The sequence below is a fragment of the Deltaproteobacteria bacterium genome (genome assembly GCA_023382265.1).
Taxonomy (GTDB): Bacteria; JAMCPX01; JAMCPX01; order JAMCPX01; family JAMCPX01; genus JAMCPX01.
In genome coordinates this window covers 1-17,145 of record JAMCPX010000049.1, presented here as the reverse complement: position 1 = coordinate 17,145, position 17,145 = coordinate 1, and the positions used below count along the sequence as shown (strand labels likewise).

General features: G+C 38.3%; 21 protein-coding genes. 12 read left to right on the top strand and 9 right to left on the bottom strand.

The window, feature by feature from the left end; genetic code table 11:
* Positions 1 to 562: 562 nt before the first annotated feature.
* The 7 genes from M1381_08995 to rfaE1 all read left to right on the top strand — a co-directional run bounded on the left by M1381_08995 (position 563) and on the right by rfaE1 (position 5,171).
* The gene (locus M1381_08995; GenBank protein ID MCL4479215.1) at positions 563 to 847 is read left to right on the top strand and encodes a hypothetical protein; all 285 of its coding nucleotides are present in this window, start codon (positions 563 to 565) and stop codon (positions 845 to 847) included.
* On the top strand, positions 847 to 1,332 hold the full coding sequence (gene rfaE2, locus M1381_08990) for a D-glycero-beta-D-manno-heptose 1-phosphate adenylyltransferase (protein MCL4479214.1): 486 nt from the start codon (positions 847 to 849) through the stop codon (positions 1,330 to 1,332). The genes M1381_08995 and rfaE2 overlap by 1 nt, the downstream gene beginning before the upstream one ends.
* A 65-nt stretch (positions 1,333 to 1,397) precedes the next feature.
* Complete coding sequence (locus M1381_08985; GenBank protein ID MCL4479213.1) at positions 1,398 to 1,832, top strand: universal stress protein; 435 nt, start codon at positions 1,398 to 1,400, stop codon at positions 1,830 to 1,832.
* Positions 1,833 to 2,558 carry a 16S rRNA (uracil(1498)-N(3))-methyltransferase gene (locus M1381_08980; protein MCL4479212.1) on the top strand — a complete coding sequence of 242 codons (726 nt, stop codon included), beginning with the start codon at positions 1,833 to 1,835 and terminating at the stop codon, positions 2,556 to 2,558. It begins immediately after the preceding gene.
* Positions 2,559 to 2,690: 132 nt separating this feature from the next.
* Entirely contained in the window at positions 2,691 to 3,035 is a 345-nt protein-coding gene (locus M1381_08975; GenBank protein MCL4479211.1) for a hypothetical protein, read from the top strand.
* Positions 3,036 to 3,146: 111 nt separating this feature from the next.
* Complete coding sequence (locus M1381_08970; GenBank protein MCL4479210.1) at positions 3,147 to 4,187, top strand: glycosyltransferase family 9 protein; 1,041 nt, start codon at positions 3,147 to 3,149, stop codon at positions 4,185 to 4,187.
* The gene (gene rfaE1 / locus M1381_08965) at positions 4,188 to 5,171 is read left to right on the top strand and encodes a D-glycero-beta-D-manno-heptose-7-phosphate kinase (GenBank protein ID MCL4479209.1); all 984 of its coding nucleotides are present in this window, start codon (positions 4,188 to 4,190) and stop codon (positions 5,169 to 5,171) included.
* Here the strand turns inward: rfaE1 and M1381_08960 are convergent.
* Together M1381_08960 and M1381_08955 are read right to left on the bottom strand one after the other, a co-directional pair.
* Positions 5,155 to 5,940, bottom strand: a complete 786-nt coding sequence (locus tag M1381_08960; GenBank protein ID MCL4479208.1) for a hypothetical protein — start codon at positions 5,938 to 5,940, stop codon at positions 5,155 to 5,157. The two genes, rfaE1 and M1381_08960, sit on opposite strands and share 17 nt — an antisense overlap.
* Positions 5,931 to 6,896 (bottom strand): sigma 54-interacting transcriptional regulator, encoded by a 966-nt coding sequence (locus M1381_08955; protein ID MCL4479207.1) that lies wholly within the window; start codon positions 6,894 to 6,896, stop codon positions 5,931 to 5,933. The genes M1381_08960 and M1381_08955 overlap by 10 nt, the downstream gene beginning before the upstream one ends.
* 156 nt (positions 6,897 to 7,052) lie before the next feature.
* Here M1381_08955 and M1381_08950 point away from each other — a divergent pair, with 156 nt between their 5' ends.
* The 3 genes from M1381_08950 to M1381_08940 all read left to right on the top strand — a co-directional run bounded on the left by M1381_08950 (position 7,053) and on the right by M1381_08940 (position 10,621).
* The gene (locus M1381_08950; protein ID MCL4479206.1) at positions 7,053 to 7,835 is read left to right on the top strand and encodes an enoyl-CoA hydratase/isomerase family protein; all 783 of its coding nucleotides are present in this window, start codon (positions 7,053 to 7,055) and stop codon (positions 7,833 to 7,835) included.
* A 179-nt stretch (positions 7,836 to 8,014) separates the two neighbouring features.
* Positions 8,015 to 8,815: a tetratricopeptide repeat protein gene (locus M1381_08945; protein ID MCL4479205.1), complete on the top strand. Its 801-nt coding sequence runs from the start codon at positions 8,015 to 8,017 to the stop codon at positions 8,813 to 8,815.
* Positions 8,816 to 9,127: 312 nt separating this feature from the next.
* Positions 9,128 to 10,621: an aldehyde dehydrogenase family protein gene (locus M1381_08940; GenBank protein MCL4479204.1), complete on the top strand. Its 1,494-nt coding sequence runs from the start codon at positions 9,128 to 9,130 to the stop codon at positions 10,619 to 10,621.
* Here M1381_08940 and M1381_08935 read toward each other — a convergent pair.
* From M1381_08935 to M1381_08910, 6 genes are all read right to left on the bottom strand, one after another.
* On the bottom strand, positions 10,610 to 11,320 hold the full coding sequence (locus tag M1381_08935; protein ID MCL4479203.1) for a methyltransferase: 711 nt from the start codon (positions 11,318 to 11,320) through the stop codon (positions 10,610 to 10,612). The genes M1381_08940 and M1381_08935 overlap by 12 nt on opposite strands.
* A gap of 8 nt (positions 11,321 to 11,328) precedes the next feature.
* Positions 11,329 to 12,588, bottom strand: coding sequence for an adenosylhomocysteinase (ahcY, locus tag M1381_08930; GenBank protein ID MCL4479202.1), 1,260 nt, complete (start codon positions 12,586 to 12,588; stop codon positions 11,329 to 11,331).
* Positions 12,585 to 13,748, bottom strand: a complete 1,164-nt coding sequence (gene metK / locus M1381_08925) for a methionine adenosyltransferase (protein ID MCL4479201.1) — start codon at positions 13,746 to 13,748, stop codon at positions 12,585 to 12,587. The genes ahcY and metK overlap by 4 nt, the downstream gene beginning before the upstream one ends.
* Positions 13,749 to 13,915: 167 nt before the next feature.
* Positions 13,916 to 14,350, bottom strand: a complete 435-nt coding sequence (gene ruvX / locus M1381_08920) for a Holliday junction resolvase RuvX (GenBank protein ID MCL4479200.1) — start codon at positions 14,348 to 14,350, stop codon at positions 13,916 to 13,918.
* Between the two features lies 1 nt (position 14,351).
* Positions 14,352 to 14,906 carry a dCTP deaminase gene (dcd, locus tag M1381_08915; protein MCL4479199.1) on the bottom strand — a complete coding sequence of 185 codons (555 nt, stop codon included), beginning with the start codon at positions 14,904 to 14,906 and terminating at the stop codon, positions 14,352 to 14,354.
* Positions 14,907 to 15,123: 217 nt separating this feature from the next.
* Positions 15,124 to 15,552 carry a hypothetical protein gene (locus tag M1381_08910; GenBank protein MCL4479198.1) on the bottom strand — a complete coding sequence of 143 codons (429 nt, stop codon included), beginning with the start codon at positions 15,550 to 15,552 and terminating at the stop codon, positions 15,124 to 15,126.
* A gap of 340 nt (positions 15,553 to 15,892) precedes the next feature.
* Between M1381_08910 and M1381_08905 the strand changes: the two genes are divergently transcribed.
* Both M1381_08905 and M1381_08900 read left to right on the top strand, forming a co-directional pair.
* Positions 15,893 to 16,237: an ankyrin repeat domain-containing protein gene (locus M1381_08905; protein MCL4479197.1), complete on the top strand. Its 345-nt coding sequence runs from the start codon at positions 15,893 to 15,895 to the stop codon at positions 16,235 to 16,237.
* A 206-nt stretch (positions 16,238 to 16,443) separates the two neighbouring features.
* Entirely contained in the window at positions 16,444 to 16,626 is a 183-nt protein-coding gene (locus tag M1381_08900; protein ID MCL4479196.1) for a hypothetical protein, read from the top strand.
* A gap of 84 nt (positions 16,627 to 16,710) precedes the next feature.
* On the opposite strand, the gene M1381_08895 is transcribed toward M1381_08900, so the two are convergent.
* Positions 16,711 to 17,031: an aldo/keto reductase gene (locus M1381_08895; protein MCL4479195.1), complete on the bottom strand. Its 321-nt coding sequence runs from the start codon at positions 17,029 to 17,031 to the stop codon at positions 16,711 to 16,713.
* Between the last annotated feature and the right edge of the window lie 114 nt (positions 17,032 to 17,145).

Below are 17,145 nucleotides of genomic sequence, written 5' to 3'. Positions count from 1 at the left end.
AAGCCCTTTCTTTCATCTCCGATGATTGGATTAGCGGATTTATTTTGCCGGTTAACCCAAAATATTAACAGAATGCAATTTGATGGATTAAATTGCTTCGAAAATACTTAGTTTTTCAACAGCCTGTTGAAATGTGAAATAGTCCGCGCCCCATGCGGGCGCGTGGATTGAAACTTTTATAGCAGACGCATGGGGTACCAAGCCTTCCGGACGGCCTTGTTGTTTAAAGTTCTCTTCGACGGCATCAGACATCTCCTTCCCGGTTGTTTCAAGCTGTTTTAGGAGTCTGACAACTTCATGGTCGTCTACCTTTTTACGTTTATGATAATGTTATTCATAAACCCCCCTTTATCTCCCCTACAAGTGAGAGTTAAGAAAACCCCCATTGTGTCGGCAATCATTGGTTTAAGGTTTTAAAAATATACTATCAATAAGTGCTTTTTTGTTACAGTAATATTTGTATATACGATACCGCCGCCTCAGATTTTTAGCACCGTTTTCTCAGAATAAATATTTTTTTTTAAGTTCTGTTGTGCTATATGAACAATTAAAAGGAGGATTTATGAAGACAGGCAATATACTTCTACTGATTTTTTTATCCCTTATAACATATAATCAAAGTAAACCCGCTAATACCACATCTCCATGTGATCTTACATCATTACCTGTAATAGTACAGGCGTCTTCCATCCTCTCGCCGTCTGCAAAGATATCTGGTGTAGGTACAAAGATCTCCATGAAGGCTTATGCAAACGTAGCAAACTTTATGAATAATATGAGATGCTATATGCATGCCCTTAGTCTGTATCCGTCAAAGCCGGTTCCGAATATCGCGGATATAAAGTAATGGATACATCAAGGTTCATAAATGATAAAAGAAGGCTTAAACACCTTGTTACGGGATGGAGATATGAGAAAAAAAGGGTTGTTTTTACAAACGGCTGTTTTGATATAATGCATCCAGGTCATACAGAATATCTTGAAGCAGCTAAAGCGCTTGGCGACGTGCTTATTGTTGGGCTTAATAGCGACGAATCGGTAAAAAAGCTCAAAGGTGAAAAAAGACCTATAAATGATCAACTCGCTAGGGCAACAGTATTACTTGCATTAAGATCAATTGATTACGTATGCCTATTTAATGAACCAACTCCAATAGAACTCATAAAGCTGATAAAACCGGATGTGCTTGTAAAGGGCGGGGATTGGCACAAAAAGGATATAGCTGGATCAAATTTCGTGGGCTCTTATAATGGAACAGTAACTACCATACCAGTTGTTAAGGGTTTTTCAACAACACAAATTATAGAAAAAATATTGAAGTTATATAAATAAGTAATTATAATAATTGTATGAATGCTTACTGTATTGATGCTCTGTTTTTTTAAGAAGGGAGCTTTATGTATAAAAAAATACTTGTTGCAAGTGATGGGTCTATACATGCCAAAAAGGCCATTGACACAGCCGCAGACGTAGCCAGAAAATATAAAGCAGAATTAACAGTAATTACCATTATACAACACCCTATGGATGCATTTGGGATATACGGGCTGGAGGAACTTGGTACAGAGGCTTATTCTCTGCTTAAAAAAAAGGGTGATGAGATTCAAAAAGAGGCAAAAGAACAGCTAAAAGATTTACACGATCTTAATGTTTTTTTTATACTTGATTACGGAAACCCCGGAGATACCATTGTTCAATATGCAAAAAAGAAGAACTTCGATCTTATTGTAATGGGCAGCCATGGATACAGTAAAACAATGGCGCACATACTCGGGAGTGTGAGTGATCGCGTAAACCATAATGCACATTGCAGTATACTCATAGTAAAATAAATGCCTCAACTGATCATATCTTCTGCCGACATCAATGATCAACTCGTGGAGCTTAAAGACAGCAATTACCATCACCTAAAAAGCCTTAGGTTCAAAATAAATGAATCTGTCGTATTAATAGATGAGCATGGAAATCAGTATAATGGCAGGATTGAAAAGATCAAAAATAATAAAGCCATATTGAGAATAACGGATAAAATAACCCTTACAAAAAATGAATCGGGCATAATACTTGTACAATCAATAATTAAAAGGGAAAAGATGCTTATTGCCTTGCAAAAGACAACAGAAATAGGCGTTGATGAGATAATCCCTTTAATATCTCAATATACCGTAGTAAAAATAAAAAATACAAACCACATGAAAAGATGGCAATCGGCAATAAATGATGCTGTAGAACAATCCATGCGAAATAGCATACCTATGCTGCATGAACCTCTTACGTTAAAACAACTTTTTAAGTTATTCCCGGATACAACGAAACTAATGTTTCATAACAATGTTGCATATACTCCTGTAGATTCATGCGTAGATGTTATAAAAAGCTCAAGGCATTTAATGTTGATAATAGGTCCTGAAGGCGGGTTTTCAGAAGAAGAGATTAAACTTGCCCTGATAAATCATGTGAATATTTTACATCTTGGTAAGAACATATTAAGGTCTGAGACAGCTTCAATAGTAGCAGCCGGTTTGATCTCATTCATAAAAGGATTACACTCCATTTAAGTATATAAGATATACCATTTGGTATATGTTTGCCATAATTTTGTATAAGTGTTTAATTTTTAAAAGCTTTATAAGTGGTATGATAATTGCTTATATTTTAATAGTAAATAAAAAGTAAGGAGGTGATTTAGAATGAAGAAACTTATAACTTTAGCAATGGCAGTTGCATTTGCATTAACACTTGCAACAGTAACAATGGCAGCAGCACACAAGAAAGCAGCAAAGAAAGAAATAAAGCCTGTAACAGTAAAGGCAGAGGTTCTAAAGGTTGAAAAGCTGAAGAAAGGTACTTTACTGAGAGTAAAGGTTGCCGGTAAGGTTCACGTTTACCACGTAGCCAAGGTTGCTTCAAAAGAGGCAGAGTCATTAAAGGGTGGAGAGATGGTAGAGCTAACACTCCACGGTTGGTGGATATACGGCATTAAGGCAGAGGCACCAGCTCCAGCAGCAGCACCAGCACCAGCTCCAGGTAAGTAATACCTATTTAAGGCTGATATCTTTTACCAAACCCCGCGGTTGCTGCGGGGTTTTTTTTATTTCCATACATGTTTTGACTTCTTGCGTATATATTAGTAAATATATGATCTTATGAACCGCTTTCTTATTATAAGGTTTGGGTCAATAGGTAATACCCTTGTAAGCATACCTGCTGTAAGGGCAATAAAAAGGAGGCTAAAAGACAGCTCCATTACAATGATTGTTTCCCCAGGTATTGATGAGCTTATTAGGGGCATCAAATGGATAGATGATATACTCGTTTATGACATGCATGGTGAGCACAAAAGTCTTAAAGGTTATCTTAGCTTTATTCATAATCTGCGTTCAAAACGATTTGACACAGCTATCATGTTCAAAAGATTTCTCCGAAGCGAATTAATAGGCTTATTATCCGGGGCAAAAAAAAGAATAGGATTTGTAACGGATAACAGAAGGTCTTATCTACTCACCGACGGCGCTGATTATATAGAGGGCGATAATATTATCGGGCTCAACATGAAACTTGTTGCACCGCTCGGCATTACGGATAACGATCTATCTCTTGAACTCGGCATAGATAATAATTCCATATCACAGGCCGATCAAATTATTGATAAGATTAAAACAACAGATCATAAATCTTATGCAGCGATACACCCGGGGGGTAGAACGATAAAAGGTGAAGGTTTACCGGTTGAAAGCTATTCAAGGCTTATATACATGCTTGAAAAAATACATAGCATACCTTCAATCGTAATAGGAGATACATCTGAAATTGAGATCATTGATAAAATCATAAGCCTGTCAGGCACTCAATTCACATTAAAAGCATCAGGTTTACCGTTGAGACAAATTGCTTACATTATAAAGCAGGCTAAAGTATTTATCGGGAATGACAGCGGTCCGTGTCATATCGCTGATGCTGTACAAACACCGGGTGTAATAATATACCCTCCCATGTTAGGACTTGAGACACACTTACAAAAATGGAAACCCCTGGGCGAACATTATGTAGCGATCATCCCTCCAAAATCTTGCGGAGCTTGTTTTAAATACCCATGCGATCAAGATTCAAGAATTGCATGCATGAGAAATATTGATATTGAGGCAATTGTAAATTATGCTGTTACCCTTATAAAAGGGAGAACATGAATGAACAATATAAAAAGATTGTCAGATATTGTAGATAGGTTTAGTAAATTAAAGATACTCGTTGTTGGAGATATTATTCTGGATGAATTTATGTGGGGAAGTGTATCAAGAATATCTCCTGAAGCACCGGTTCCGGTCGTAGATGTGGAAAAAGAAAATATCATGCTCGGCGGGGCTGCAAACGTTTTGACCAACATAAACGCACTCGGAGGCAATGCAGTTATATGCGGCGTAATAGGGAATGATTATAATGGTGAACGTTTTATGTCTATAATAAAAGAATCCGGTTTTAGCACGGAGGGCATATTTATAGACCCAGAAAGACTTACATCAATAAAGATCAGGGTAGTTGCCCAGCACCAACAGGTAGTGAGATTCGACAAAGAAACGAGAGACAGGCTTTCAAAAAAAACGTACATCAACATGATCGATTTCCTTGACAGCAGACTTCATGAATTTGATGCTGTTATAATATCCGATTATGGCAAAGGACTGCTCAGCAGGGGAATAATCTCGAAAACCCTTCAATACAAAAAAAAGAGCGGGTTGATTGTCACGGTTGATCCAAAGATACGGAATTTCAGATTTTATAAAGGGGTAACAGTTATAACGCCAAATCAAAAAGAGGCTGAAGATGCCTGCGGGTTTGAGATTAACAATCAGAAAAGTCTTATACGTGCCGGTTTACTCCTTTTGAAAAGGTATCAAACGGAAGCCATCCTTATAACGCGCGGTGAACATGGCATGAGCCTTTTCCAGAAAAATGGAAAAATAGAACACATACCTACAGCAGCCAAAGAGGTTTATGATGTAACGGGTGCGGGAGACACGGTGATATCCGCACTTTCACTTGCACTTGCAACAAACGCTTCATGGCTTGACGCATGCATAATCTCAAACAAAGCGGCGGGTATTGTAGTCGGTAAAATAGGGACTGCAAGCGCATCGGTCAATGAACTTAAAAAGGCTATAAATGAGATTTAAAATTTTGTTTTACCCATTTGGCAACATTATTAACCTTATCGGGTTTTATATCTAACTTTATACCTTCATTGTACAATATCTCTATAATCAATTCTGTCGCCATATCAAACCCAAGCCCTGCAATTGAGCCGTCAAAGCTCCTTATGCCGTGTTCTATACAGGTATACAACTTGGCAGATGCAAGCTTATTTACATCATGGATATGCATTGTTATGCTATCAGGTTTAATATGCTTAACAATATTATCCAGTTGTTTGTTAAAGACGGATAAAGGCGTATTTTTGCCATCCATGATAACAATGTCGTTATAGCCTATGTATAACAAAGATTCTATCAGCTTAACAATAAGATATTTGTGCAAAGATGTATTAAGCAACGAATCTATGTATACCTTTTTCAATCTGATGTTTGCTCCATTTACTATATCAAGCATATATTTTGCGTATTCAAGAGATTCGGTGAGTTCTGTTATACCGCCTTTAATGTCATCAAGATTTATAGTAGTTGATATGCCGTCAAACTCATATAACAGTGCATTCCTTGCGTCTATCTCGTTGTTAACAGAGGCTAATAATTCAATGTTATTCCCCTTTTTCATCCTTGAGAATAGCAGCCTCACATTTTTATCCTCAACCGGATTTGATGGTAAATCAACTAAAAATCTTTTTATACCCGTCTTATTGAGTTTATCAAAAATAATTAATTTTTTATTTTCGTTTATTCGTTTACTTATATTTAAAAAACTTAATTCGTTTAAAATTATTTCCATCTTATTTTATATTTTTTTAATTTCCAGTAGAATGACCTTCTTGAAAGCCCCAATAGCCTTATAGCTTCTGATTTATTATACGCATGCTTAATGGTATTCTTGATAATGTTCTTCTCAACCAGAGCAAGCATATTTTTTAATGTTTTATCATGTGCACCGGCTAATAACTGCATGTCAATTGTTATTGCTTTTCTTGAATTCATCTGCATGTACAGGGGCAGATGCTTTCGCAAAATCATATTATCATTTTTTAAGCTTACCCTTATATGATTTGTAACTGCTATCAGTTCATCCAGATTACCTTCCCATTTGTGCTTAATTAATATATCAACAGCATCATCTTCAAAACCATATTCTTTGTTTTTTTTGGAGAGCAGTCTTATATAATAATTTAATAATCTTTTGGTATCTTCTCTTTTGCTGGACATGCCCGGTATCTCCAATAGGTGAAATGTATTTTTATACTTATCAATAAAAACTTCAGATACCGTTCCAAACATCAGCTTTATATTGCACTTTTTAGCTCTATTCAGAAGATGTTTAAGTGTTCCATACTGCATTAGCTCTGCGCCATCGATATATAGAGTACCATTGGCAGAGACTTTAATGATATTATAAAATGCCTTTGAATCAAGTATTAGTGAATTTACAAAATCAGGCGGGTATATATAGCATGATAATTTATTAAACTTATGATTTCCATTATAATTAACGTGTATTGCTCTTGCAAAGATTTCTTTACCTACCCCCTTGTGCCCATAGAATATGATTGGTTTTTTATCATTTATGATTGACCCTGCTTTATAAATGGTATGCCATAATAAGATGCTTTTACCCATAATGTACGGGAATGAAATGTGATGGTGATGGTGATGTTTGATATTATCTATAGATTCAAATTGAATTCTCTCAGGTTTCATGGAATAATCATAAAAAGAGCTTTTATTAGTTTTCATAATTATTGTCTTCTAATTACGTATACAGCACAATTATCAAAAATGCAAAAAAATCAACACTTATGTTACAACATGTTTATTTTTCATCAATCGGGTTCAGCGTATTATGTATATAAACTAATTGCAAAACAAATCAGACTCATTTATATTTAAAGAATGGAAGAATTAGTAATTAAAGAAATCAAACAGAATATATTTATCGTTAAAATCAATAGACCGCCCGATAACTTCATAAAAATGCCGGTTATAGAACAAATGATTGAGGTGATTACCGAAGCTATTAAAAGCAACTATGAGGGCTTGCTCATAACAAGTGCAATAAACGATATTTTCATTTCAGGTCATGAGATTGTAGATATTACAGATGATGTAAAACCTAAGAAATTAAAAAATCATTTAAGAATCATTGCAGAACTCCTTCTTACAATACAAAGACTGAACATACCAACCGTTACACTTATCAACGGTAATTGTGCTGGCTTTGGTCTTGAACTTGCACTTGCTACTGATTTTAGGATTGTTGTTGATGCTGATGTAAATATAGGTTTTCCAGAGGTAAAGCTTGGGGCTTTTCCGCCATTTGGAGGCATATACAGGCTTGTGAAACTTACCGGCGATATAAAAGCAAGGGAAATATTGATGAATGGAAGGCTTCTCTCTCCTCAGCAGGCTCTTGAATTCGGGTTGGTTAACGCCGTTGTACCAAAGGAACTGCTATTGGATGAAGGTTTAAATCTGTTGAAAGGATTTTCAAGATATGCACCACTCTCATTATCAGCCATAAAAAGGGCCATCACAGATGCGAATACAAAAGACTTTATGTCCGCGATTCATGATGATATAGAGGATTACATCGTGATTTCATCATCCGATGATTATAAAGAGGGTAAAAAAGCCATTCAAGAAGGCAGATTACCCGTATACAAAAAGCCATCGTAAAAAACCAGTCGCGATTGTTCCGGGATTGGATATGCCGGAATGCCAATAAACAATCGACTGAAAAATACGTTTGAAAAAATATTGCAGGCGCAGCCCGCCGGTTTGCCCCTACATGGAATTTGTCTATTTTTGACAATGGCATTATTATTTGTTACAGTATAAAAATTACTGGAGGATATATGAAAAAAATATTTGCATTTATGAGCATCACAGTAGTTTCACTACTGACAATAAGCACTGTTACTGCACAGCCTATCTCCAGAAAAACCGAAAATGCGGCTACAATGCAGCTCTTAAAAGAACAGGGCACCGGAAAGGCCCTTACTGCGGTAGACTGGTATAATAAAGGGGTTGCGTTAAATAATAATTCGGATGATGAGCTTGAATGCTACAAAAAAGCAATAGGGCTTGATCCTACATTTGCAATGGCTTACCATAATATGGGAATCATTTATATGACAAGGGGCAATGATACAGAAGCAATAAAAGACTTTAATCTATTCCTTCAATATTCAAAAGATGAGACGGAAAAAACACGGATTCAAAAGGTCATTACAGAGCTGCAAGGGGAATCGAATAATCTGCAAAGCGGCAATGTAAGCCGTGATCTGCGTGAAAAAGCGGCAGAGCTTTACAATCAGGGCGTAGCCTTAAATGATAATTCAGATAAGGAAATGGAATATTATTTACAGGCGATTGCACTTTACCCCGGCTTTGCAGCTGCTCACATGAATTTAGGACTGCTCTACTATAATAGAAAAGATTATGATCGTGCACTGCTTGAGCTTACAAGATATATGGAATATACAAATGATCCGCCCGAAAAAAGAAAGGAGATTTTGAAAATAATCGAGTGGCTAAAATATACAATTACGACATCAAATAAATCTACCAGGCAGTTACAGCAAACGCAGCCTTCTCAACAATCTCCTGCAAATAATACCGCTTCGCCACAAATAAAAGAAGAACCTTTGCAATAATCCTTCATCCGGTAAATGCGCAGGGCAGACGCGGTACCCGGGCTCTGCTTGTGCCGGACACATACCTGCTATAAATATACAGAGGGTATCGAGCGGCTTAAACCGTTTGAACCGCTTAAACTGTAAAAAATAAGAAGCACGGTGTTGAAGGAATATGCAGTGGCGGGTTTAGAACACGCATCTGTTCTAATGCGTGTTTTGAGTTAATGACAAAAAAATCAAAAAGGGTTGAAAATGCAATTCAATGATTGTACTATAACCTCCGTATAAAAAATTAAACATATGAAACCTTAAGAAAGGGAGGTATCCGTAATGAAGAAATATCAGATGTTTATCAATGGTAAGTGGGTAGATGCAAAGTCTGGCAAGACAATGAAGGTTATAAACCCTGGGAATGAAGAGGTTGTTGCAGAGGTACCAGCAGCTGGTGTTGAGGATGTAAAAGATGCTATAAAGGCAGCAAGAGATGCCTTTGATAGCGGTGTATGGGCAAAGATTGAGCAGAAAAAACGATCAGAGATAATGCTTAAAGTGGTTGACGGACTTATAGAAAAACAGAATGAACTCTCCGAGCTTGAGTCTTTAAGTTCTGGCGCAACAGTAAGAAAATCCTCAATGATAGATGCGCCTCTCGCAGTAGAGCACTTCAGACATTTTGCAGAACTTGCATACAAAAAAGACCTTTACGAACCTTTACCATGGATGAACTTTCCATCCGTAAGCTGGAACTTTGTTGTAAGAGAGCCGATCGGCGTAGCAGGACAGATTATCCCGTGGAACTTCCCATTGCTTATGGCTGTATGGAAGATAGCACCCGCCATAGCGGCGGGTAACGCTGTTATATTAAAACCAGCGAGCTATACTCCGCTTACGGCACTCGAGCTTACAAAGATCATAGAAGAAGCGGGAGTACCCGCCGGCGTTGTAAATGTGATAACAGGATCTGGCGGAGTTGTTGGCGAGGAGCTTGCAGGTAATCCTATGGTGGATAAAGTAGCACTTACAGGCTCAACGGTTGTGGGAAAACGCGTTATGGAACTTGCATCAAAAACAGTGAAGAAGGTATCACTTGAGCTTGGTGGGAAATCTGCCAATATTATACTTGCTGATGCTGTTATAGATGAGGCAGTTGACGGTGCGCTGTTCGGCACATTCCTGCATGCGGGACAGGTATGTGAATCCGGAACAAGGTTACTTGTGGATGATAAGATCTACGACAAGTTCATGGATAAACTTATAGCAAGGGCAAAAGGTATAAAAGTTGGTTATCAGATGGATTATGAGACAACAATGGGTCCTCTTATTTCAGCAACACAGAGAGAAACTGTAGAAGGCTATATCAGTACAGGGCTTGAAGAAAAGGCAAAGCTCGTGCTTGGCGGTAAAAGGCCGGAAGGACTTAAAAAAGGATTTTATGTTGAGCCGACGATCTTTGTGGATGTGGATAATAAAATGAAGATAGCACAGGAAGAGATCTTTGGTCCTGTATTATCCGTTATAAGATTCAAAACAGCGGAAGAGGCTGTAAGGATTGCCAATGACAGCATGTATGGACTCGCTGGCGGTGTATGGTCAACAGATATTCCAAGGGCAATAGAGATTGCGAAATCGATAAGGACCGGAACAGTATGGATCAATGATTATCATCTTATAAGTGCAATCGGACCTTTTGGAGGCTACAAGCAAAGCGGTATAGGAAGAGAGCTTGGAACTTATGGATTTGATGAGTACACGCAGATCAAGCATATCCATGTGGCTGTTGCGCCAAGAAAAGCAAAGTTCTGGTACGATCTGTTATTGGATTAAGCCGAGTAGCTGTTTCATCTCTTCAGTATAATAATTATTATTATCGTGAACGATCAAGGGTGGTAAAACCTTAAGAGGTTTACTACCTGTTTTTTTTGCAAGCAGCAAGAACACATCGGAAGGTTTGGTCTGTTTTCTATGAACAAATCTCAGTATCCCGGGCTTAAATCCTCTCAATTGTAAAAACACGTTTCCTATCCTTTGTGTCAAAAATAACATTGCCAGATAGCCTTTTGGCTTAAGCAGGTAAAGACTTGCCTTAACAATATCCTCTAATCCGAGTGTTTGATCGTGATGTGCAATAGCCATTGTTTCGTTCTTGCTTACCCTGCCCGTGCCTGAGGCATAAAAAGGCGGATTAACTACAACCATATCAAACGATTGCGGCTTGAAAATTCTTTTATAATCATTGATGTCGGCATTGATAAACACAGTTTTATTTTTTGATTCATTCAATTCCTGGTTTTTAAGCGATAATTCATATAGCTCTTTATTTATCTCCACGCCCGCGGCAAAGACTGTATCCGGCTTTTTTGAAATCATTATGGTGAGAGCTCCGCACGCAGACCCAATCTCCAAAACATTCCCTTCAGCAACTGGTAAAACAAATCCATACAGGATGACCGTATCGATATTGATCCTATAACCTGTTTCTGGCTGTAAAAACTTAAGTTCGGGTTTTATTATACCGCTTATCAAGTGTTAAATTATGTCCCGCTCTGCCATGAAGATAAATAGGTTTTCTGCTTGTCCGTCAACTCATCAATCTCAATTCCTATTGTTTTCAGTTTTAGTCTTGCAACCTTTTTATCGATATCCTCCGGTACCGGATAAACGATTTTTTTAAGCTTATCCGCATTTTTATTAAGATATGCAACCGATAAAGCCTGATCCGCAAAACTCATGTCCATTACACTTGAAGGGTGCCCTTCTGCTGCAGAGAGATTAACAAGTCTGCCATCCGCAAGCACGTATATGGATTTACCGCTTTTCAGAGTATATTGAACTACAAATTCTCTAATCTCTTTATGCGACTTTGATATAGATCTGAGTCCATCAATCTCAAGCTCAACATTAAAATGGCCTGAATTTGCAACAATAGCGCCGTCTTTCATATTAAGAAAAGTCTCTTTTGATATAACGGTTGTGTCTCCTGTAACCGTGACAAAGAAATCCCCTATCTTTGCTGCCCTGTTTATATTCATTACATCGTAACCATCCATCACTGCCTCAAGTGCCCTTGTTGGATCAACCTCTGTAATGATAACCCTTGCACCCATACCGCTTGCCCTCATCGCAACGCCTCTTCCGCACCATCCATATCCGCATACCACAAAAACAGAACCGGCTATCAGCCTGTTTGTTGCGCGCAGTATCCCGTCAATTGTACTCTGGCCCGTTCCGTACCTGTTATCAAAAAGATGTTTTGTGTATGCATCATTCACGGAAATCATTGGATAAGAAAGAACCCCTTCACTTGCCATACTCCTCAGTCTTATCACGCCGGTTGTTGTTTCTTCGGTACCTCCCCTTACATGCTTTAAAAGTTCTCTCTTCTTTGTATGAAGCATTGTTACGAGATCCGCCCCATCATCCATTGTTATAACAGGTTCTGTTCCAAGTACAGATTCAATATGCCTGTAATATGTTTTCTTATCCTCACCTTTTATTGCAAAAGTAGGAACATCATACGAGTCAACAAGTGCAGATGCCACGTCATCCTGAGTACTTAATGGGTTCGACGCACACAAAGCAACATCAGCCCCGCCAAGCTTTAGCACACGCATTAGGTTTGCCGTTTCCGTAGTAACATGAAGGCACGCACCTATTCTTAATCCCTTCAACGGTTTGTTTTTCTTAAAATCCTTTTCAATCAGGCTTAAAACACCCATCGACTTGTATGCCCATTCAATCCTCTGCCTGCCCTTTTGCGCTAATTTTATATCTTTGATATCGTAGTTTTTCATTTACCCACCTCATTCTGTAAGGCCTTTACCTTATCTATCTTTTCCCATGTAAACCCTGGTTCTGTCCTGCCAAAATGGCCATAAGCAGCCGTTTTTCTATAGATAGGCTCAAGCAGATTAAGTTCCCTTATAATACCTGCAGGGTCCATTGCAAATGTCTTGACAACGGCTCTACGTATCTCATCCATTTCTACTTTTCCTGTGCCGAACGTATCTATCATAATAGATACAGGCTCTGGAACGCCTATTGCGTAAGCAAGCTGAACTTCACATTTTTTGGCAAGTCCTGCTGCGACTATATTTTTTGCTATGTATCTCGCCATGTATGAACCGCTTCTATCCACCTTCGATGGATCCTTGCCCGAGAATGCCCCGCCGCCATGCCTTCCAAATCCGCCATAAGTATCAACAATGATCTTTCTGCCTGTAAGTCCCGTATCCCCGTGGGGACCTCCAACTACAAACCTGCCTGTTGGATTAATAAAAAATTTTATATTTTTACTCATCAGTCGGGCGGGAATTACTTTTTTTATTACCTCTTCAATAATGGATTCTTTTAATTTCTTCGTTGTAACATCAGGCGTATGTTGCGCAGCTATAACAACCGTCTTAACCTCCACCGGTCTGCCATCTTTGTATTCAAACGTTATCTGTGATTTACCGTCCGGTCTTAGGAACGGAAGCACCTCATGTTTTCTTACTTCAGACAGCTTTTTAACAAGTGCATTTGCATAGTATATAGGTGCGGGCATAAGTGTTGGAGTTTCATCTATTGCAAAACCAAACATCATACCCTGATCTCCGGCTCCAAGCTTGTCGTTCTTCTTGTTTACGCCCATAGCTATATCGGGTGATTGCTGTTTTATCGATACCAGAATACCGCATGACCTCCAATCATAACCCATATCTGGATCATCGTATCCCACATCTTTTATCACATTTCTTACAAGATCAGGTATGGACACAAGTGACTTTGATGTGATTTCACCCGCAACAATTGCTAGCCCGGTTGTTACAAGTGTCTCGCATGCGACCCTTGAATGTTTATCCTGTTTAATCATAGCATCAAGAACTGCGTCGGATATCTGGTCCGCAAGTTTATCAGGATGCCCTTCTGTTACAGACTCTGAAGTAAACAAATACGCGTTTGTCATAATCATCTCCTTATTATTTAAAATCAAAATTCAGTCTATATTCAAAATTATTATCAAGTCAAGTTTGACGTACATTTTTGTCCAATAAAAAACACACGATTTTATTATTGCAATCTTCTGATTAGTTGTTTTACAGTGACAAAACTGCAGATTAGATAAACGGATCGAGCACTCTATTTTTTGCTCTGTAAATGCTCCATATATGTTTCAAGTATATAAGTAGCAGCAAGCATATCTATGATCGCTTTTCTTTTTTTCCAATGGACATCTGCCTCGCTAAGTATTTCCTCTGCCCGAACAGTTGTATATCTCTCATCCCATTCTTTGATGGGTAGCTGTATATGTTTTTTGAGTTCTGAAATAAAATCCTCAACCCTTTTGGCTTGTTTTCCTTTTGTGCCGTCAAGAAGATACGGCATACCAACAACAATTTCCTTGATATGATGTGAGCTAATTGTCCTCTTTATAACCTCTATATCCTTTTCAATGGTTGTCCTATTTATGCTGCCCACACCCTGAGCAGTTATTCCGAGTGCATCATTTACAGCCAACCCTATCCGCGCATTACCAAAATCAATTGCAAGTATCCTCACAAACTCTTTTACCATTTTAAACCTTTGGGATTGTAATACCCTTTTGCCCCTGGTACTTCCCCTTTCTGTCTTTATAAGATATCTCACAAATCTCATCACTTTCAAAAAACAGGATCTGGGCTATACCTTCATTGGCATATATCCTCGCCGGAAGCGGTGTAGTGTTCGATATCTCCAATGTTATGTAACCCTCCCATTCCGGTTCAAGAGGTGTTACATTCGTAATTATTCCGCAACGAGCATAGGTTGATTTACCAACACATATAGTCATTATTTTTCTCGGTATTTTAAAATATTCAACCGACCTGCCGAGAGCGAAAGAATTCGGCGGTACAATGCAAACATCTCCTTTATAATCAACAAATGATTTTTTATCAAAATCTTTTGGATCTACTATTGCCGTATTTATGTTCGTGAAGATCTTGAACTCATCCGCAATCCTTATGTCATACCCATAAGATGATAAACCGTAAGATATTATACCTTTTGAAAGCTGATGCTCCTCAAAGGGTTCAATCATCTTTAACTCAACTGCCATTTTTTTAATCCACCTGTCCGATTTTATAGCCATAATACCTCCAGTGATTTAAGTGTGATAGCAGAGTAACTTTATAATTTCAATAATTAAAATGGGTTTAAATCTGCTTAGCCCGGAAATGCATTAAAAAAAGAGAATGGGGGATTTTTAATTTGAAGATTCCGCCATTCTCAGTCACACTGTCAAAGGCTAATCACCGAATTACTACATGTCGCCAGCCATTACACGTAAAACAATAACAGCAATTGGGTTATTTAGGCGTGCTGCATGGACACCCCATCATGCCCGGCTGCATACTTCTCATACCAGGTCCCATACCTTTGCCCATCATTCCATACCTCATTTTGAACCATCGTCCGACCTCTTTATCAAGTCCGTATTTTCTTGCAGAGTCAAGAACCTTTGTTTTAAGGTCTATAATCTCTTTTTGTATTTTGGCTGTTTCATCGTAATTGACTTCCTTTTGTTCGTACGCCTTCATCAACTCAATCCGTTTTATAATAAGTTCGTTGCGTACCGCAGAGGTATCTTTCAAAAAGTTTTTTACAGACTCTATGTTTAGATTTGCAACTGCAGTGGAACCTGCCCCGTACCACCCACCCGGACCCATCGCATAAACACTCACGGTCATTATTAGTCCTAAAAGTACCGCCATACCTGTTATAATTGACTTTTTCATCGTTTTTATCCTCCTTTCTTTATTAAACGGAATATGATCATGAAAAGTTCCCCTAAGAGGCTGGCCGAGAATTGTTACCCTGAACTTGTTTCAGGGTTTCATAACAGATTAAGGTAACTTCAAGCCGAATAGCATCCGTTTTAATTCATGCAGAAATATCAAAAATAAATACTATATTAAACATATAGTTCTGGAATAGAACAGCCAGTTGAGGCAATGTCTGGATTATTAATTGCGGCTGGAATAACGTAACCGGATAATGGCATATTGTTAAAATTTGTTGTATAATCATTACACGCTATAATCCATAGTATGGAATAATATAACGTGGAGGTAAAATATGGACTTTACAGAAAATAAATTACTGAACTATAAAGACGAAAATGGAAACACGCTGCTGCATCTGGCAGTACTTGAAAGCTACGATGTTTTTAAAAAAGTATTGTCCAAAACAGAGTGTTCAGAAGCAAAATGTGTAAATACTCAAAACAAAGAAGGCGATACCCCTTTACATATGGCTATAAAAAACAACGCATTAGACAAGATCAGGGATTTAGTTGAAGCCGGGGCAAAAACTAATATCAGAAATAAATCCGGGTTAGACGCCATGGCACTGGCTAAAAAAGAAGACGAACCCGATATTATCGAGTATCTGGAAAGTGTCATGATTGCCGTCTATGATTGAATACAAACGGCCAAACCCATAGACCTTGCTTCGAACGTTAGAAAAAATTTATTCTTTGTATCTTTCCCCTGACCATAAGTATCCGTTAAATACATTACGGCTGGTTACAAAATCTTGACATGCAGAGGCGGGTAGCTGCATCATACTGAATACTGCTTGCATGATGCGGTATAAAATTGGGGCGCCAATACGCTGAGGTGACACACATGGCAATTGAAACAAAAATCGAAGGGAATAAGCTCATTATCACTTGCGACTTGGAGAAGCCTGCGCCAAGCGCATCCGGAAAAACGCTTGTAGTAGTCAGCACAAGAGGCAACATAAAAACATCTTGTATGGTAGAAGGAAAACCGTTAATAATCGGGCTGAACGCATATATCTACAAATAACAAAAACTCCTTACAGGAAATATTGTTACTAAAAATAAGTTTCTAATCTTTTCATCATTGAATAGTTTGATTTATGGGGTAATTTTATTTTTTAGGGAGCCTGTCCTGTCCCTGGAAACCGATCATCCACTCCGGATATATCGGCTTAGGAACGGTTAAATTTTCGAGTTTGTTAAAACTCTGTTCATCAAGCTTAACGTCCATGGCCTTCAGGTTATCCTTCAACTGATCCATATTCCTCGCGCCTATGATGATCGAGGTTACACCGGGTTTTTTGAGAAGCCATGCGAGCGAAATCTGTGATGGGGTTGCGTTTATCCCAGAGCCCATTGAACACAGAGCATCAACTACCTTAAACCCAAGCTCCTTATCAAAAGGAGGAAACCACATAGCGAATCGAGTCATGTAAAATCTAACCATGGAGGGTATCATCTTGTCATGTAAAAATCTAACCGAAAGATACAGCTTCAGAGATGGATATTATAGTCTGCCTTTGATAAAGGAGGCAGGTTATGGGGT

What these genes read in the sequence shown, in the direction of transcription:
- ruvX (MCL4479200.1), bottom strand. Translation starts at nt 14,350, where the DNA reads ATGGTAAAAGAGTTTGTGAGGATACTTGCAATTGATTTTGGTAATGCG.
- M1381_08985 (MCL4479213.1), top strand. Translation starts at nt 1,398, where the DNA reads ATGTATAAAAAAATACTTGTTGCAAGTGATGGGTCTATACATGCCAAA.
- M1381_08900 (MCL4479196.1), top strand. Translation starts at nt 16,444, where the DNA reads ATGGCAATTGAAACAAAAATCGAAGGGAATAAGCTCATTATCACTTGC.
- M1381_08980 (MCL4479212.1), top strand. Translation starts at nt 1,833, where the DNA reads ATGCCTCAACTGATCATATCTTCTGCCGACATCAATGATCAACTCGTG.
- rfaE1 (MCL4479209.1), top strand. Translation starts at nt 4,188, where the DNA reads ATGAACAATATAAAAAGATTGTCAGATATTGTAGATAGGTTTAGTAAA.
- M1381_08895 (MCL4479195.1), bottom strand. Translation starts at nt 17,031, where the DNA reads ATGACTCGATTCGCTATGTGGTTTCCTCCTTTTGATAAGGAGCTTGGG.
- M1381_08910 (MCL4479198.1), bottom strand. Translation starts at nt 15,552, where the DNA reads ATGAAAAAGTCAATTATAACAGGTATGGCGGTACTTTTAGGACTAATA.
- M1381_08955 (MCL4479207.1), bottom strand. Translation starts at nt 6,896, where the DNA reads ATGAAAACTAATAAAAGCTCTTTTTATGATTATTCCATGAAACCTGAG.
- M1381_08950 (MCL4479206.1), top strand. Translation starts at nt 7,053, where the DNA reads ATGGAAGAATTAGTAATTAAAGAAATCAAACAGAATATATTTATCGTT.
- M1381_08970 (MCL4479210.1), top strand. Translation starts at nt 3,147, where the DNA reads ATGAACCGCTTTCTTATTATAAGGTTTGGGTCAATAGGTAATACCCTT.
- metK (MCL4479201.1), bottom strand. Translation starts at nt 13,748, where the DNA reads ATGATTATGACAAACGCGTATTTGTTTACTTCAGAGTCTGTAACAGAA.
- M1381_08995 (MCL4479215.1), top strand. Translation starts at nt 563, where the DNA reads ATGAAGACAGGCAATATACTTCTACTGATTTTTTTATCCCTTATAACA.
- M1381_08975 (MCL4479211.1), top strand. Translation starts at nt 2,691, where the DNA reads ATGAAGAAACTTATAACTTTAGCAATGGCAGTTGCATTTGCATTAACA.
- M1381_08945 (MCL4479205.1), top strand. Translation starts at nt 8,015, where the DNA reads ATGAAAAAAATATTTGCATTTATGAGCATCACAGTAGTTTCACTACTG.
- M1381_08940 (MCL4479204.1), top strand. Translation starts at nt 9,128, where the DNA reads ATGAAGAAATATCAGATGTTTATCAATGGTAAGTGGGTAGATGCAAAG.
- rfaE2 (MCL4479214.1), top strand. Translation starts at nt 847, where the DNA reads ATGGATACATCAAGGTTCATAAATGATAAAAGAAGGCTTAAACACCTT.
- dcd (MCL4479199.1), bottom strand. Translation starts at nt 14,906, where the DNA reads ATGGCTATAAAATCGGACAGGTGGATTAAAAAAATGGCAGTTGAGTTA.
- M1381_08905 (MCL4479197.1), top strand. Translation starts at nt 15,893, where the DNA reads ATGGACTTTACAGAAAATAAATTACTGAACTATAAAGACGAAAATGGA.
- ahcY (MCL4479202.1), bottom strand. Translation starts at nt 12,588, where the DNA reads ATGAAAAACTACGATATCAAAGATATAAAATTAGCGCAAAAGGGCAGG.
- M1381_08960 (MCL4479208.1), bottom strand. Translation starts at nt 5,940, where the DNA reads ATGGAAATAATTTTAAACGAATTAAGTTTTTTAAATATAAGTAAACGA.